Source organism: Citrobacter sp. TBCP-5362 (genome assembly GCF_005406305.1).
Lineage (GTDB): Bacteria > Pseudomonadota > Gammaproteobacteria > Enterobacterales > Enterobacteriaceae > Citrobacter_B > Citrobacter_B koseri.
In genome coordinates this window covers 3,765,432-3,780,991 of record NZ_CP040234.1, presented here as the reverse complement: position 1 = coordinate 3,780,991, position 15,560 = coordinate 3,765,432, and the positions used below count along the sequence as shown (strand labels likewise).

General features: G+C 56.2%; 12 protein-coding genes. 2 read left to right on the top strand and 10 right to left on the bottom strand.

The window, feature by feature from the left end:
- Positions 1-51 precede the first annotated feature (51 nt).
- Positions 52-531, top strand: a complete 480-nt coding sequence (gene folA, locus FD428_RS17985) for a type 3 dihydrofolate reductase (protein WP_012134119.1) — start codon at positions 52-54, stop codon at positions 529-531.
- A gap of 116 nt (positions 532-647) precedes the next feature.
- Here folA and apaH read toward each other — a convergent pair whose 3' ends face one another.
- The 6 genes from apaH to lptD are packed head-to-tail and all read right to left on the bottom strand — an operon-like array spanning position 648 to position 7,391.
- A complete protein-coding gene (apaH, locus tag FD428_RS17980) occupies positions 648-1,496 on the bottom strand; it encodes a bis(5'-nucleosyl)-tetraphosphatase (symmetrical) ApaH (protein ID WP_012134118.1) in 849 nt (282 codons plus the stop codon).
- A 10-nt stretch (positions 1,497-1,506) separates the two neighbouring features.
- Entirely contained in the window at positions 1,507-1,884 is a 378-nt protein-coding gene (apaG, locus tag FD428_RS17975) for a Co2+/Mg2+ efflux protein ApaG (RefSeq protein WP_012134116.1), read from the bottom strand.
- A gap of 2 nt (positions 1,885-1,886) precedes the next feature.
- Positions 1,887-2,708: a 16S rRNA (adenine(1518)-N(6)/adenine(1519)-N(6))-dimethyltransferase RsmA gene (gene rsmA / locus FD428_RS17970; protein WP_049011436.1), complete on the bottom strand. Its 822-nt coding sequence runs from the start codon at positions 2,706-2,708 to the stop codon at positions 1,887-1,889.
- A complete protein-coding gene (gene pdxA / locus FD428_RS17965; RefSeq protein ID WP_114847968.1) occupies positions 2,705-3,694 on the bottom strand; it encodes a 4-hydroxythreonine-4-phosphate dehydrogenase PdxA in 990 nt (329 codons plus the stop codon). Before pdxA ends, rsmA begins: the two co-directional genes overlap by 4 nt.
- Positions 3,694-4,980 carry a peptidylprolyl isomerase SurA gene (gene surA, locus FD428_RS17960; protein ID WP_047458976.1) on the bottom strand — a complete coding sequence of 429 codons (1,287 nt, stop codon included), beginning with the start codon at positions 4,978-4,980 and terminating at the stop codon, positions 3,694-3,696. Before surA ends, pdxA begins: the two co-directional genes overlap by 1 nt.
- A gap of 53 nt (positions 4,981-5,033) precedes the next feature.
- Complete coding sequence (gene lptD, locus FD428_RS17955) at positions 5,034-7,391, bottom strand: LPS assembly protein LptD (protein WP_049011438.1); 2,358 nt, start codon at positions 7,389-7,391, stop codon at positions 5,034-5,036.
- Positions 7,392-7,766: 375 nt separating this feature from the next.
- On the opposite strand from lptD, the gene djlA reads away from it, so the two are divergent.
- A complete protein-coding gene (djlA, locus tag FD428_RS17950) occupies positions 7,767-8,582 on the top strand; it encodes a co-chaperone DjlA (RefSeq protein WP_114847967.1) in 816 nt (271 codons plus the stop codon).
- A 99-nt stretch (positions 8,583-8,681) separates the two neighbouring features.
- On the opposite strand, the gene rluA is transcribed toward djlA, so the two are convergent.
- The 4 genes from rluA to araD all read right to left on the bottom strand — a co-directional run bounded on the left by rluA (position 8,682) and on the right by araD (position 15,535).
- A complete protein-coding gene (gene rluA, locus FD428_RS17945; RefSeq protein ID WP_114847966.1) occupies positions 8,682-9,341 on the bottom strand; it encodes a bifunctional tRNA pseudouridine(32) synthase/23S rRNA pseudouridine(746) synthase RluA in 660 nt (219 codons plus the stop codon).
- 11 nt (positions 9,342-9,352) lie between these two features.
- A complete protein-coding gene (rapA, locus tag FD428_RS17940) occupies positions 9,353-12,259 on the bottom strand; it encodes an RNA polymerase-associated protein RapA (RefSeq protein WP_114847965.1) in 2,907 nt (968 codons plus the stop codon).
- A 131-nt stretch (positions 12,260-12,390) separates the two neighbouring features.
- Positions 12,391-14,742, bottom strand: a complete 2,352-nt coding sequence (polB, locus tag FD428_RS17935; RefSeq protein WP_047458970.1) for a DNA polymerase II — start codon at positions 14,740-14,742, stop codon at positions 12,391-12,393.
- Positions 14,743-14,839: 97 nt separating this feature from the next.
- Positions 14,840-15,535 carry an L-ribulose-5-phosphate 4-epimerase gene (gene araD / locus FD428_RS17930; protein WP_114847964.1) on the bottom strand — a complete coding sequence of 232 codons (696 nt, stop codon included), beginning with the start codon at positions 15,533-15,535 and terminating at the stop codon, positions 14,840-14,842.
- Positions 15,536-15,560 lie beyond the last annotated feature (25 nt).

Sequence of the window (15,560 nt, the reverse complement as noted above, 5' to 3'; positions counted from 1 at the left end):
ATTGCTCTTTCCGTATAGTGGCGACAATTTTTTGTATCCAGGAAATATTCAATGATCAGTCTGATTGCGGCGTTAGCGGTAGATCGCGTTATCGGCATGGAAAACGCCATGCCGTGGAACCTGCCTGCCGATCTCGCCTGGTTTAAACGTAACACCTTAAACAAGCCTGTGGTTATGGGGCGCCATACCTGGGAATCCATCGGACGACCGCTGCCGGGGCGTAAAAACATCGTCATCAGCAGCCAGCCTGGCACTGACGATCGCGTGCAGTGGGTGAAATCGGTCGATGAAGCGATTGCCGCCTGCGGCGATGCGCCAGAGATTATGGTGATTGGCGGCGGACGCGTGTACGAACAGTTCTTGCCGAAAGCGCAGAAACTGTATCTGACGCATATTGATGCCGAAGTGGAAGGGGACACCCATTTCCCGGACTACGAACCGGATGACTGGGAATCGGTCTTCAGCGAGTTCCACGACGCCGATGAGCAGAATTCTCATAGCTACTGCTTCGAGATTCTGGAGCGTCGTTAATCCGGCATGTTGTAATGCGGATTTGTAGGCCTGATAAGCGAAGCGCCATCAGGCAATAATGTGGCGTGAATGCCGGATAGCGGCGTAAACGCCTTATCCGGCCTACAAAATAACGCTCAGGCGTTTACCGCCTCGCCTTTGCCTGAATCAAGATGACGATTCGACGGCTGCACGAAGTAGCGCTTATCTTCCCAACGCAGGCAGGTTAAATCCCCGCCCCAGCAGCAGCCGGTATCCAGACCATAAATGCCTTCCGGCGTCCCTTTACCTTCCAGCGACGCCCAGTGACCAAAGACAATGCTGTATGCTTCGCTAACCGGTCCCGGAATGGCGAACCAGGGTTTCAGCGGCGCAGGGGCGTTTTCCGGCGACTCTTTGCTGTACATATCCAGTTGGCCGTTCGGGAAACAGTAACGCATACGGGTGAAGGCATTCGTGATAAAACGCAGCCGCGCCAGACCCGTTAGCTCCGGCGTCCAGTTGTTCGGCATATCGCCGTACATCGCGTCGAGGAAGAAGGGATAGGAGTCGCTCGACAGTACGGCTTCAACATCGCGCGCGCAGTCTTTCGCTGTCTGTAAATCCCACTGCGGCGTAATGCCCGCATGCGCCATCACCAGCTTCTTCTCTTCGTCGACCTGCAACAGCGGCTGACGGCGCAGCCAGTTGAGCAGTTCGTCGGCGTCTGGCGCCTCCAGCAGCGGAGTCAGCCTGTCTTTCGGCTTATTGCGGCTAATGCCCGCAAAGACGGCCAACAGATGTAAATCGTGATTGCCAAGCACCAGACGCACGCAGTCGCCCAGTGATTTCACGTAGCGGAGCACTTCCAGAGAACCAGGGCCGCGAGCGACCAGATCGCCGGTAAGCCACAGGGTATCTGAACCGGGGGTAAATTCCACCTGGTGTAACAATGCGATCAGTTCGTCGTAGCAACCGTGAACGTCGCCAATGAGGTATGTTGCCATTGCTTTAGTTTTAATGAATAAGTGTTGGAACGGCGAGTCGGAACACGGGAATATCGATAGTAAAGGCGACGCCTTTTTCATCGATCATTTCGTAGTGACCCTGCATGGTGCCCAGCGGCGTTTCAATAACGGCGCCGCTGGTGTACTGGTACTCTTCTCCGGGCGCGATGTGCGGCTGCACGCCAACCACACCTTCGCCCTGTACTTCGGTTTCGCGGCCATGACCATTGGTTATCAGCCAATAACGCCCCAACAACTGCACTGGCGCTCGCCCCAAATTGCGGATGGTTACCGTGTATGCGAATACGTAACGTTCATCATCAGGTGAAGATTGCGCTTCAATGTAGACGCTCTGAACCTGAATACACACTCGGGGCGAATTGATCATGCTTAACTCTCCTTCGAAGGCGCGTTTTCTGACAGATAGTTCGCCATCTGGCAATATTGCGCGACAGAGATATTTTCCGCTCGCAATGCCGGGTCAATGCCCAGTTCCGTCAGCACCTCGACGCTGAACAGATTGCCGAGGCTGTTGCGAATCGTTTTACGACGCTGGTTAAACGCCTCGGTGGTGATGCGGCTCAACACGCGTATGTCTTTCACCGGATACGGCATCGTCGCGTGAGGCACCAGACGCACAACGGCGGAATCGACTTTAGGCGGCGGCGTGAAGGCGGATGGTGGCACTTCCAGCACCGGGATCACCTGGCAATAATATTGCGCCATGACGCTTAATCGACCATACGCCTTACTGTTCGGCCCTGCAACCAGACGATTGACCACTTCTTTTTGCAACATAAAGTGCATGTCGGCAATGGCATCAGTATAGCTAAAGAGGTGGAACATCAACGGAGTGGAGATGTTGTAGGGCAAGTTGCCGAATACGCGCAGCGGCTGACCTATCTTCTCAGACAGCTCGCCAAAGTTCATGGTCATGGCATCTTGCTGATAAATCGTCAGTTTCGGCCCCAAAAACGGGTGCGTTTGCAGGCGCGCGGCCAGATCGCGGTCAAGTTCGATCACCGTGAGCTGGTCCAGACGTTCGCCGACAGGCTCCGTCAGCGCTGCCAGACCGGGGCCGATTTCGACCATTGCCTGACCCTTTTGCGGGTTAATGGCGGAGACAATACTGTCGATCACAAACTGATCGTTGAGAAAGTTTTGCCCGAAGCGTTTACGGGCTAAGTGGCCCTGATGGACTCGATTATTCATTGGGTATTAACAATCATTTTGATGGCGAGATTAAGCGCCGTAATAAAACTGCCGACATCCGCTTGCCCCCGACCCGCCAGTTCAAGCGCGGTGCCGTGGTCTACGGATGTTCGAATAAAAGGCAGGCCCAGCGTGATATTCACGCCGCGACCAAATCCCTGGTATTTTAGCACGGGGAGACCCTGATCGTGGTACATCGCCAGCACGGCATCGGCATGATCGAGATATTTAGGCTGGAAAAGCGTGTCGGCGGGCAAAGGGCCGCTTAAGCGCATCCCTTGAGCGCGCAGATCATCCAGTACCGGAACGATCGTGTCGATCTCTTCGGTTCCCATATGGCCGCCTTCACCCGCATGCGGATTTAGCCCGCACACCAGAATATGCGGATCGGCAAGGCCGAATTTCGTGCGTAAATCATGATGCAGAATGCCGATCACCTCATGCAGCAAAGCGGGCGTAATGGCGTCGGCAACCGCTCTTAACGGCAGGTGCGTTGTCGCCAGCGCGACCCGCAGCTCCTCGGTGGCCAGCATCATCACCACTTTCTTTGCCTGCGAACGCGCTTCAAAAAACTCCGTGTGTCCGGTAAACGGTACGCCAGCGTCATTGATGACGCCTTTGTGAACCGGCCCGGTGATCAGCGCCGCAAATTCCCCTTGCTGACAACCGTCGCAGGCGCGCGCCAGCGTATCCACCACATACTGCCCATTCTCAACGCTGAGTTGACCTGGGGTGACAGGAGCGCGAAGCGCTGTCGGCAACAGGGTCAGCGTGCCGGCGGATTGCGGTTTTGCAGGGTGATTTGGCGAGTAGGGAAGAAGCGAGAGGGGCAAACCGAGCAACGCGGCCCGGTCGGTTAACAGACGGGCATCTGCACAGACGACGAGCTCGACCGGCCACTCACGCTGTGCGAGCTGAACGACTAAGTCAGGACCAATCCCGGCGGGTTCGCCGGGAGTGATAACAACGCGTTGAACAGTAGCCATTAATTGCTCAGGATTTTAACGTAAGCGCTGGCGCGTTGTTCCTGCATCCAGGTCGCCGCTTCTTCCGAGAACTTACGGTTCATCAGCATACGGTAAGCTCTGTCTTTCTGCGCCGCGTCGGTTTTATCAACGTTACGCGTATCCAGCAGTTCGATCAGGTGCCAGCCAAAGGAGGAGTGCACCGGGGCGCTCATCTGGCCTTTGTTGAGGCGGGTCAGCGCGTCGCGGAAGGCAGGATCGAAAATATCCGCTGCCGCCCAGCCCAGATCGCCGCCCTGGTTGGCAGAACCTGGGTCCTGTGAAAACTCTTTCGCTGCGGCGGCAAAGGTCGTTTTGCCGCTCTTAATGTCTGCTGCGATCTCTTCCAGTTTCAGGCGCGCCTGTTGATCGGTCATGATCGGCGAGGGTTTCAGCAGAATATGGCGGGCATGAACTTCAGTGACGGAGATGCTCTGGCTCTGGCCGCGCAGATCGTTCACTTTCAGAATGTGGAAGCCAACGCCGGAACGAATCGGGCCAACGATGTCGCCTTTTTTCGCCGTGCTCAGCGCCTGCGCGAAAATGCCCGGCAGCTCCTGAATACGTCCCCAGCCCATCTGGCCGCCTTTCAGCGCCTGCTGGTCGGCGGAGTAGGTGATCGCCAGTTTGCCGAAATCACTGCCGTTACGCGCTTCATCAACAATCGAACGCGCCTGGGCTTCCGCTTCGCTTACCTGATCCGACGTCGGGTTTTCCGGCAGCGGGATCAGAATGTGGCTCAGGTTCAGCTCTGTGCTGGCATCGTTCTGGTTACCGACCTGTTGGGCCAGCGCATCCACTTCCTGCGGCAGGATGGTGACGCGACGGCGCACTTCGTTGTTACGCACTTCGGAGATGATCATCTCTTTGCGGATCTGGCTACGGTAGGTCGAGTAGCTCAGACCATCGTAAGCCAGACGGCTGCGCATCTGGTCCAGCGTCATGTTGTTCTGTTTAGCGATATTGGCGATAGCCTGATCCAGCTGTTCATCAGAGATTTTCACCCCCATCTTCTGACCCATCTGGAGAACGATTTGATCCATGATCAAACGTTCCAGGATCTGATGACGTAGCGTGGCATCATCAGGAAGCTGCTGACCAGCCTGACCCGCATTAAGTTTTACTGATTGCATTAAGCCATCAACGTCGCTTTCCAGCACGACGCCGTTATTGACGACGGCTGCGACTTTATCGACTACCTGCGGGGCAGCGAAACTGGTATTCGCGATCATGGCGATACCGAGAAGCAGCGTTTTCCAGTTCTTCATACTTTTTCCATTTCAATTAACCGCAATGCGGATTACGTGGTAAATCAATCAAATCACAGAGAGCTTTGATACGGCAAAATGTTCGAACGCAACATCTCTTTGGTGCCGAGACCGTAGTTGGAGCTCAGACCACGCAATTCAATGTTAAAGCCGATCACGTTGTCATAAACAGCGTGTTCTTTATCGTTATCCCAACCGTTCAGCTTACGCTCATAACCGAAGCGAATCGCATAGCAGCAGGAGTTGTACTGCACGCCGAGCATCTGGTCGGCAGGCTTATTCACATTGGTATCAAAGTAGTAAGCGCCTACGATAGACCAACGATCGGCAATCGGCCAACTGGCAACGCCCCCGACCTGGGAAATCCCGTTTTTATACTGCTCCGCAGTGGAATAAGACGGCAGCGTAGCCTGAATATATTCCGCGCTGGCATAACGGTAGTTCAACTGTAAGAGACGATTTTCATCGCGACGGTATTCGATCGTACTGCTGCTGGTCGCGACGCTGTCCAGACGCGTGTCGTACTGAATGCCGCTACGCAGTCCCCAGCGGTCGGAGATACGCCAGTAGGTGTCGCCCGCCCAAACCAGTGAGCCCGTTTTGTCGTCATTCTCCCAGGTTATGTTGTCATCGCCGGTGCGAGACTCCGTGAAATAGTAGATTTGACCCACGGAAACATTAAAACGTTCAATTGCGGCATCATCATAAATACGCGATGTGACGCCGGTCGTGACCTGGTTTGCGGAGGCGATACGGTCCAGACCGCCATATGTGCGGTCGCGGAACAGGCCGCTGTAGTCGGACTGCAATAATGAGGAGTCGTAGTTATTGATGCTGCTCTGGTTACGATAGGGAACGTACAGATACTGCGCGCGCGGCTCCAGCGTCTGGGTGTAACCCGGCGCCAACGTCGTCATATCGCGTTCAAACACCATCCTGCCGTCGACTTTGAACTGCGGCATTACGCGGTTAACCGACTCATCGAGTTTATTGACGTTTCGCGAATTGTTGTTGTACGAGTCCAGATTGGTTTGCTGGTAGTGCGTCGCCAGCAGCTTCGCTTCAGTATTGATGCTGCCCCACTGATTCGATAACGGCAGATTGATGGTTGGCTCCAGGTGAACGCGAGTCGCTTCCGGCATGTTGTCTCGGGTGTTTACAAACTTCACGGCCTGGCCATAAATACGCGTATCGAATGGACCAACGTCATTCTGGTAGAAGTTAACGTCTAACTGCGGCTCAGCGGAGTAACTGCTGGTATTCTGATCGCTGAATACCTGGAACTGTTTGGTTGACACCGTGGCATCAAAGTTCTGCACGGCATAGCCGACGCTGAATTTCTGCGTGGCGTAACCGTCGGTACTGGAACCGTACTTATTGTCAAAGTCATTGAAGTAGCTGGAGTCGCTGACCTTGGTATAGTCGACATTAAAGCGCCATACCTGATCCATCACGCCGCCATGACGCCAGTAGAACAACCAGCGACGGGAGTTGCTGTCGTTCGGATGCTCATCGTCGTAAACGCGATCGGAATTCAGATAATCGAACTCCATTAAACCCGCGCCCGCCTGGCTGAGGTAGCGGAACTCATTCTCCCACATGACACCGCCACGACGGTGCATATAATGCGGCGTAATGGTGGCGTCCATATTGGGCGCGATGTTCCAGTAATACGGCAGGTAGAACTCAAAATAGTTCTTGGTGGTGTACTTCGCGTTCGGGATCAGGAAACCGGAGCGGCGTTTGTCACCGACCGGCAGCTGTAAATAAGGGCTGTAAAACACGGGAACCGGACCCAGTTTAAAACGGGCGTTCCAGATTTCCGCTACCTGCTCTTCACGATCGTGAATCACTTCGCTGCCCACAACGCTCCAGGTATCGGAGCCTGGCAGACAGGAGGTAAAGCTGCCATTTTCCAGAATGGTATAGCGGTTTTCGCCACGCTGCTTCATCAGGTCCGCTTTCCCGCGCCCCTGACGGCCGACCATCTGGTAGTCGCCTTCCCACACGTTTGTGTCTTTGGTGTTCAGGTTCGCCCAGCCTTTCGGCCCCTTCAGAATAACCTGATTGTCGTCATAATGGACGTTGCCGAGCGCATCGACGGTACGCACCGGTTCCGGCTGGCCTGGCGCCTCTTTTTGATGGAGTTGCACCTCGTCAGCTTGCAGGCGACTGTTACCCTGGTTGATATCGACATTACCGGTGAATACCGCGTCGTCCGGGTAGTTCCCTTTCGCGTGATCGGCGTTGATCGTCACGGGTAATTCGTTCGTCTCGCCTTTCACCAGAGGACGGTCGTAGCTTGGCACACCCAACATGCACTGCGAGGCAAGGTCGGCGGCCAGGCCCTGCTGACTATAAAGGGCGCTGGCGATCATGGTGGCCAGGAAAGTGGGAATACGTTTTTTCATACGTTGTATTTATTGTTCCATCATCAGTAGCGTTGCGCGTGACAAACGGTCAGAGACTAACGTACTCATCTTCACTACGCTAGTGTTAATCCTGTCCCTTTTCTACCCGTCGTCTTTCAGGTTGCGCTTTCGTGGACGTTATTCACATGCCCCGGCGACTTGCCTGGATAAGCGTCTGGCGGCTGTGCGGCGGTCTTGCTGCAACGTGAAATCCAATGGGTATGTGTCTGTGGTGTTAGGCACGGCATTGAATGACAGGTATGATAATGCAAATTATAGGCGATGTCCCACAATTGACCGCAGCCTTCATTCCAGGAAAAGCACTCTATATTGTGGGACATAGCCTCACTGTCAGCGTAAAGATTTGGGGAGTCTATGCAGTACTGGGGAAAGATTGTAGGTGTCGCAGTGGCGCTGATGATGGGAGGCGGCTTCTGGGGCGTGGTATTAGGTCTGCTGATAGGCCACATGTTCGACAAAGCCCGCAGCCGCAAAATGGCGTGGTTCGCCAATCAGCGTGAACGGCAGGCACTGTTTTTCGCCACCACTTTTGAGGTCATGGGGCATTTAACCAAATCGAAAGGGCGCGTGACGGAAGCGGATATTCATATTGCCAGCCAGTTGATGGACCGGATGAACTTACACGGCGAATCACGTACCGCCGCCCAACACGCGTTTCGCGTGGGAAAATCGGATAATTACCCGTTACGTGAAAAAATGCGCCAGTTTCGCAGCGTCTGCTTTGGGCGGTTTGATCTGATACGGATGTTTCTGGAAATTCAGATTCAGGCGGCGTTTGCGGATGGAACGCTCCACCCGAACGAGCGGGAAGTGCTGTACGTTATCGCCGAGGAGCTGGGGATTTCCCGCGCTCAGTTCGATCAGTTCTTACGCATGATGCAGGGCGGGGCGCAGTTTGGCGGCGGTTATCAGCAACAGCAGGCCGGCGGCGGCTGGCAGCAGGCGCAGCGTGGCCCTACGCTGGAAGATGCCTGCAACGTGCTGGGGGTTAAGCCGACAGATGATGCGACAACCATTAAACGCGCGTATCGCAGACTGATGAGCGAGCACCACCCGGACAAACTGGTCGCAAAAGGGTTGCCGCCGGAGATGATGGAGATGGCGAAGCAAAAAGCGCAGGAAATTCAGAAAGCGTATGAAATGATTAAAGAGCAGAAAGGTTTTAAATAATGGTTTTGCCGGATGGCGACGTAAAGCGTCTTATCCGGCCTACGTTGAGAACGGTAGGCCGGGCAAGCGAAGCGCCCCCGGCACAAATGGGCACAGAATTTAAAAATCTACCGGGGCTTTAAAGGTCATACTGTTGCCATACGCGGGATGGGTGATGGTTAGCGTTTCGGCATGCAGCAACAGACGCGACGCCATCGTCAGCGCTTCTGGCGACGCGTAGAAGCGATCGCCGAGAATGGGGTGTCCCAACGCCAGCATATGCACACGTAGCTGATGAGAACGCCCGGTAATCGGTTTAAGCACCACCCGTGCGGTGTTATCCGCAGCGAAGTCCACCACCTCATACCCGGTTTGCGCAGGCTTACCTGTCTCATAGCACACTTTCTGTTTCGGCCTGTTCGGCCAGTCGCAGATCAGCGGTAAATCAACCAGCCCTTCGGCAGGGGCTGGATGCCCCCACACGCGCGCAACGTACTGTTTTTTCGGTTCACGCTCGCGGAACTGGCGTTTCAGCTCCCGTTCCGCCGCTTTGGTCAGCGCCACTACAATCACGCCGCTGGTCGCCATATCCAGACGATGCACTGACTCCGCCTGCGGATAATCGCGTTGAATACGCGTCATCACGCTATCTTTGTGCTCCTCAAGGCGGCCCGGCACGGACAACAAGCCGCTGGGCTTGTTGACCACCATAATGTGCTCATCCTGATACAGGATAATCAGCCAGGGCTCCTGCGGCGGATTGTAGTTTTCCATCCCCATTTTTTGCTCCGTTACTGATGCGTGACGACGATAAGACGCAAGGCATCCAGACGCCAGTTGGCCTGATCCAGGCTTTCCATTACCTGCTGACGGTTGCTGTCGATCGCCGCAAGTTCATCATCACGGATGTTCGGGTTAACGGCGCGCAGCGCTTCCAGACGCGACAGTTCGGCAGACAGTTTTTCATCCGCTTCGCTACGCGCGGCGTCGATCAGCGCCCGGGCCGATTTCTCCGCCTGCGCTTCGCCCAGTTGCAGAATCGCGTGTACGTCCTGTTGAACCGCGTTGACCAGCTTGCTGCCGGTATGACGGTTAACGGCGCTCAGCTGGCGGTTGAAGGTTTCAAACTCCACCTGCGCGGCCAGGTTATTGCCGTTTTTATCCAGCAGCATGCGCACCGGCGTCGGCGGCAGGAAACGGTTAAGCTGTAAATGTTTCGGCGCCTGCGCTTCAACGACATACACCAGTTCCACCAGCAGCGTTCCCACCGGCAACGCTTTGTTTTTCAACAGTGAAATCGTGCTGCTGCCGGTATCGCCAGACAGAATCAGATCCAGGCCGTTGCGAATCAGCGGATGTTCCCAGGTAACAAACTGCGCATCTTCACGCGACAGCGCCACATCACGCTCGAACGTAATGGTGCAGCCATCTTCCGGCAGGCCAGGGAAGTCCGGCACCAGCATATGATCGGAAGGCGTCAGTACAATCAGGTTCTCACCACGGTCATCCTGGTTAATCCCGACGATATCAAACAGGTTCATGGCGAAGGCGATCAGGCTGGTGTCGTCATCCTGTTCTTCAATGCTCTCTGCCAGCGCCTGCGCTTTCTCGCCGCCGTTAGAGTGGATCTCCAGCAGACGGTCGCGCCCTTGCTCCAGCTGCGCTTTCAGCGCTTCGTGCTGCTCGCGGCAGGTTTTGATCAGCGCGTCAAAACCGTCGGTGTTTTCAGGCGTCGCCAGGTAAGCGATCAGATCGTGATACACCGTATCGTAGATGGCGCGACCGGTCGGGCAGGTGTGCTCAAAGGCATCCAGCCCTTCGTGATACCAGCGAACCAGCACGGACTGCGCGGTTTTTTCCAGATACGGAACGTGGATCTGAATATCGTGCGCCTGGCCGATACGGTCCAGACGGCCAATACGCTGCTCCAGCAAATCCGGGTTAAACGGCAGGTCAAACATCACCAGGTTGCTGGCGAACTGGAAGTTACGGCCTTCAGAACCAATTTCCGAGCACAGCAGAACCTGCGCGCCGCTGTCTTCTTCGCTAAACCACGCGGCGGCGCGGTCGCGTTCAATAATGGACATGCCTTCATGGAATACGGCGGCGCGAATGCCTTCGCGCTCGCGCAGCACCTGCTCCAGTTGCAGCGCGGTGGCGGCTTTCGCGCAGATCACCAGCACTTTCTGCGAGCGGTGGCTGGTCAGATGCCCCATCAGCCACTCCACGCGCGGGTCGAAGTTCCACCAGGTGCCGCTATCCCCTTCGAATTCCTGATAAATCTGCTCCGGGTAGAGCATATCGCGCGCTCTGTCCTCCGCGCTTTTACGCGCGCCCATAATGCCGGAGACTTTAATCGCCGTCTGATATTGCGTTGGCAGCGGCAGCTTGATGGTGTGCAGCTCGCGTTTCGGGAAGCCTTTGACGCCGTTGCGGGTGTTGCGGAACAGTACGCGGCTGGTGCCGTGTCTGTCCATCAGCATGGAGACCAGCTCCTGGCGGGCATTCTGCGCGCCATCGCGGTCGCTGTTCGCCGTTTGCAGCAGCGGTTCGATGTCCTGCTCGCCAATCAGGTCGCCGAGCATGTTCAGCTCTTCGTTGCTCAGCTTGTTGCCTGCCAGCAGCATGGCGACGGCGTCGGCGACCGGGCGATAATTTTTTTGCTCTTCGACAAATTGTTCGAAGTCGTGGAAACGGCTCGGGTCGAGCAGACGCAGACGGGCGAAGTGGCTTTCCATTCCCAGTTGTTCCGGCGTTGCGGTCAGCAGCAGGACGCCAGGCACGCGTTCCGCCAGTTGTTCAATCGCCATATATTCGCGGCTTGGCGCGTCTTCGCTCCACACCAGGTGGTGAGCTTCATCGACGACCAGCAGGTCCCATTGTGCGTCGCACAGATGCTCCAGACGCTGTTTGTTGCGACGCGCGAAGTCCAGCGAGCAGATAACCAGTTGCTCGGTTTCAAACGGGTTGTAGGCATCGTGCTGGGCTTCGGTGTAACGCTCGTCGTCGAACAGCGCGAAGCGCAGGTTGAAGCGGCGCAGCATTTCAACCAGCCACTGATGTTGCAGGGTTTCCGGGACGATGATCAGCACGCGTTCCGCCGCGCCAGACAGCAGTTGTTGGTGCAGGATCATCCCGGCTTCGATGGTTTTTCCTAAGCCCACTTCATCCGCCAGCAGGACGCGCGGCGCGTGGCGGCGACCGACATCATGGGCAATGTTGAGCTGGTGGGGAATCAGGCTGGTGCGCTGACCGCGCAGGCCGCTCCACGGCATGCGGTACTGCTCGCTCTGAAATTTACGTGCGCGGTAGCGCAGAGCGAATCGGTCCATCCGGTCGATTTGCCCGGCGAACAGGCGATCCTGCGGTTTACTGAAAATCAGCTTGCTGTCGAGCAGGACTTCACGCAGCGTGACGGCGGTTTCTTCGGTATCAAGGCGGGTGCCAGTATAGGCAAGCAGGCCGTTTTCTTCTTTTACTTCATCGATTTGTAGCTGCCAGCCTTCATGGCTTGTAATCGTATCACCAGGGTTAAACATCACGCGGGTCACGGGGGAGTCACTGCGCGCATACAGACGGTTTTCACCTGTCGCTGGGAAAAGTAAGGTGACAGTTCGCGCATCCATCGCGACGACGGTTCCAAGTCCCAGTTCGCTTTCTGTATCGCTGATCCAGCGTTGACCAAGTGTAAAAGGCATATATGTTCGGCTCTATATCTTTAATTGCAGGCAATAATCACCCGCTACCAAAATAGAATGGCAGCAGTGTTAATTGGGTCCAGGAATGGAAAGGGCGCTATGGTAATGGATGGCGGCGCATTCGTCACGCGTCAAAATAACCCCAGTTGTCCTGTGAGTAGTGTAGCAAAATTATCATCGATGAAGGGAAGTATTCCCTCTGCGACCGGCTGTAGCTGGCGGGTTAAATAGTGCTCGTAATCCAGCGGTGAATGCCGGTAATCCAGCGGCTCAGGGCCGTTAGTCGTCCACACGTATTTGATCGTGCCGCGGTTCTGATACTGCGCCGGGCGCCCCAGCTTGATGTTTTGTTCATCGGCGAGCCGGGCGGCGCGAACGTGCGGCGGAACGTTACGCTGATATTCGCTCAACGGGCGGCGCAGTCGCTTGCGGTAAACCAGCTGTTCATCCAGCTTGCCCGTCATCAGGTTATCGATGGTTTCCCGGACATACTCCTGATAGGGCTCCTGGCGGAAGATACGCAGGTAAAGCTCCTGCTGGAATTGCTGCGCCAGCGGCGTCCAGTCGGTGCGCACGGTCTCCAGCCCTTTAAATACCATTCGCTGCTTCTCGCCTTCCTGAATCAGCCCGGCATAGCGCTTTTTGCTGCCGGTGTCCGCCCCGCGAATGGTCGGCATCAGAAAGCGGCGGAAGTGGGTTTCAAACTCTAATTCCAGCGCGCTGGTCAGCTTTTGCTGTTGCAGGGATTGCGTCCACCAGTCATTCACATGACGCACCAGCTCGCGGCCAATCCTTGCCGCCTCGTCTTCAGAATGCGCGCCTTTCAGCCAGACGAAAGTGGAATCCGTATCGCCGTAGATCACGTCATAGCCCTGCGCCTCGATCAGCGCTTTGGTCTGACGCATGATCGCGTGGCCGCGCATGGTGATCGACGAGGCCAGTCGGGGATCGAAAAAGCGGCAGGCCGTCGTCCCGAGCACGCCGTAAAACGCATTCATGATGATCTTCAGCGCCTGGGACAGCGGTTTATTGCCGTGGCGTTTGGCCTCATCGCGCCCGTGCCAGATCTGCGTGACGATCTCCGGGAGACAGTGCGTTTCTCGCGAGAACCAGGCGTCAAGAAAGCCTTCGGTGCTGTGTGTCGGGTCCGGTTGCGCCATCCCTTCCACCAGCCCAACCGGGTCGATCAGGAACGTGCGAATGATCGACGGGTACAGGCTCTTATAATCCAGCACCAGTACGGAGTCATACAGGCCAGGGCGCGAGTCCATTACGTAACCGCCAGGGCTGGCATGCGGCGGGACTTCACCGAGATTCGGTGCAACGTAACCGGCGCGATGCATACGGGGAAAATAGAGATGACCGAAGGCGGCGACAGAACCGCCGTGGCGGTCAGCGGGCAGACCGTTAACGGTGGCGCGCTCCAGTAAAAACGGCATGATCTCCGTCTTATGAAAAATCTGCGTCACCAGCTCGCAGTCCTTGAGGTTATACGTGGCGAGCGCGGGCTTATCTTCGGCGAAACGGCGGTCAATTTCGTCCATTCTGTCCCAGGGATTATCGATCGATTTCCCTTCGCCAAGCAGCTCCTGGGCCACGGTTTCCAGTGAAAATGATGAGAAATTCCAGAACGCGGATTTGAGCGCCTCAATGCCGTCAATAATCAACCGCCCTTTGGCCTGGGCGAAAAACACGCCGTTCTTGAAACCGTGCTCGCGCCATTCCAGCTCGGTGTTGTCGCGCCCCAGACGTAGAGGGATACGATAGCGCTCGGCATGTTTTTGCAGGATGCGTAAATCAAACTGCACCACGTTCCAGCCGATGATCACATCGGGATCGTGCCGGGCAAACCAGTCGTTGAGTTTTTCCAGCAGCAGCGGGCGACTCGCCGCATACTCAAGCTGGAAATCCAGCGCCGAGGCATCGCCATTCGCCGGGCCGAGCATAAAAACGACGCGTTGCCCGCAGCCTTGCAGGCCAATGCAGTACAGCTCGCCGTGTCGGGTGGTTTCAATATCCAGCGATACCCATTTCAGCGGGGGACGGTAGTCTGGGTGCGGTTTCAGGCGGGCATTGACGATCGCGCCGTCTTTTGTGTCGCCCTCCAGCCAAACGGGAGCGGTGATAAACCGCTCCATCAGGTAACGTTCCGGCGGGCGCACATCGGCTTCATAGACCGTTACGCCCTGTTCTTTCAGCTGTTTTTCCAGACGCATCAGCTGTCGGTGAGAGCGGCAGTACAACCCCGAGACGGGCTGGCGATGAAAATCCTGCAAATTGAGCGGCGTCAGGCGATAGCCGTTTTCTGTGCGCAGCAGCGAGGTGACGCGGGCGGCCTGATGCGTAGGGATAAACGCGACCGACTCCTGCGGCGCGAGCGTGACCTGCAAAGGACCGGTGTCCGTTGCCAGCCAGAATGAGACCTCCGTTCCTTGCGGGGTATCCCGCCAGTGCCGGGTTAAAATAAAACCTGCCTGCGCCACGCTGCGTACTCATTAAAAAACCAGGCATGATTATAGCCTGGTTTGGAACGTTTTGCTGTGGTTTTATACAGGTGTGGTTGCGCCGTCGGGCTATCCATTACTGCCCGTAATAGGCCTTCGCCCCGTGTTTGCGCAGGTAGTGCTTATCCAGCAACGTTTGCTGCATATCCGGCAACTGTGGCGCAAGCTGGCGGCAGAAGATGCCCATACAGGCGACCTCCTCCAGCACAATGGCGTTATGCACCGCGTCTTCGGCGTTTTTGCCCCAGGTGAACGGACCGTGTGAATGCACCAGCACGCCGGGCATCTGCGCGGCATCGATACCCTGTTTTGCAAAGGTTTCAACGATGACGTTGCCCGTTTCCCATTCATATTCGCCGTTGATCTCCGCATCGGTCATTTTGCGCGTGCAGGGGATCGTGCCGTAAAAATAGTCCGCATGGGTCGTCCCCGTCGCCGGGATGGATTGCCCGGCCTGCGCCCAGATGGTCGCGTGGCGCGAATGGGTGTGGACGATGCCGCCAATCGACGGGAAAGACTGATACAACAGACGGTGGGTCGGCGTATCGGAGGAGGGCTTTTTCGTTCCTTCCACCACTTCACCCGTGGCAATGCTGACCACCACCATATCCTCTGCGCTCATCACGCTGTAGTCGACGCCGGAAGGTTTGATGATGAAGACGCCGCGCTCGCGATCGACGGCGCTGACGTTCCCCCAGGTGAGAGTCACCAGATTGTGTTTTGGCAGCGCCAGATTGGCTTCCAGTACCTGACGTTTGAGGTCTTCTAACATAGCTGTCTCCACGCCGGATGGCGCT

Excerpts from the sequence above, each read along its gene's own strand:
- folA (WP_012134119.1), top strand. The coding sequence starts at position 52 with ATGATCAGTCTGATTGCGGCGTTAGCGGTAGATCGCGTTATCGGCATG.
- apaH (WP_012134118.1), bottom strand. The coding sequence starts at position 1,496 with ATGGCAACATACCTCATTGGCGACGTTCACGGTTGCTACGACGAACTG.
- apaG (WP_012134116.1), bottom strand. The coding sequence starts at position 1,884 with ATGATCAATTCGCCCCGAGTGTGTATTCAGGTTCAGAGCGTCTACATT.
- rsmA (WP_049011436.1), bottom strand. The coding sequence starts at position 2,708 with ATGAATAATCGAGTCCATCAGGGCCACTTAGCCCGTAAACGCTTCGGG.
- pdxA (WP_114847968.1), bottom strand. The coding sequence starts at position 3,694 with ATGGCTACTGTTCAACGCGTTGTTATCACTCCCGGCGAACCCGCCGGG.
- surA (WP_047458976.1), bottom strand. The coding sequence starts at position 4,980 with ATGAAGAACTGGAAAACGCTGCTTCTCGGTATCGCCATGATCGCGAAT.
- lptD (WP_049011438.1), bottom strand. The coding sequence starts at position 7,391 with ATGAAAAAACGTATTCCCACTTTCCTGGCCACCATGATCGCCAGCGCC.
- djlA (WP_114847967.1), top strand. The coding sequence starts at position 7,767 with ATGCAGTACTGGGGAAAGATTGTAGGTGTCGCAGTGGCGCTGATGATG.
- rluA (WP_114847966.1), bottom strand. The coding sequence starts at position 9,341 with ATGGGGATGGAAAACTACAATCCGCCGCAGGAGCCCTGGCTGATTATC.
- rapA (WP_114847965.1), bottom strand. The coding sequence starts at position 12,259 with ATGCCTTTTACACTTGGTCAACGCTGGATCAGCGATACAGAAAGCGAA.
- araD (WP_114847964.1), bottom strand. The coding sequence starts at position 15,535 with ATGTTAGAAGACCTCAAACGTCAGGTACTGGAAGCCAATCTGGCGCTG.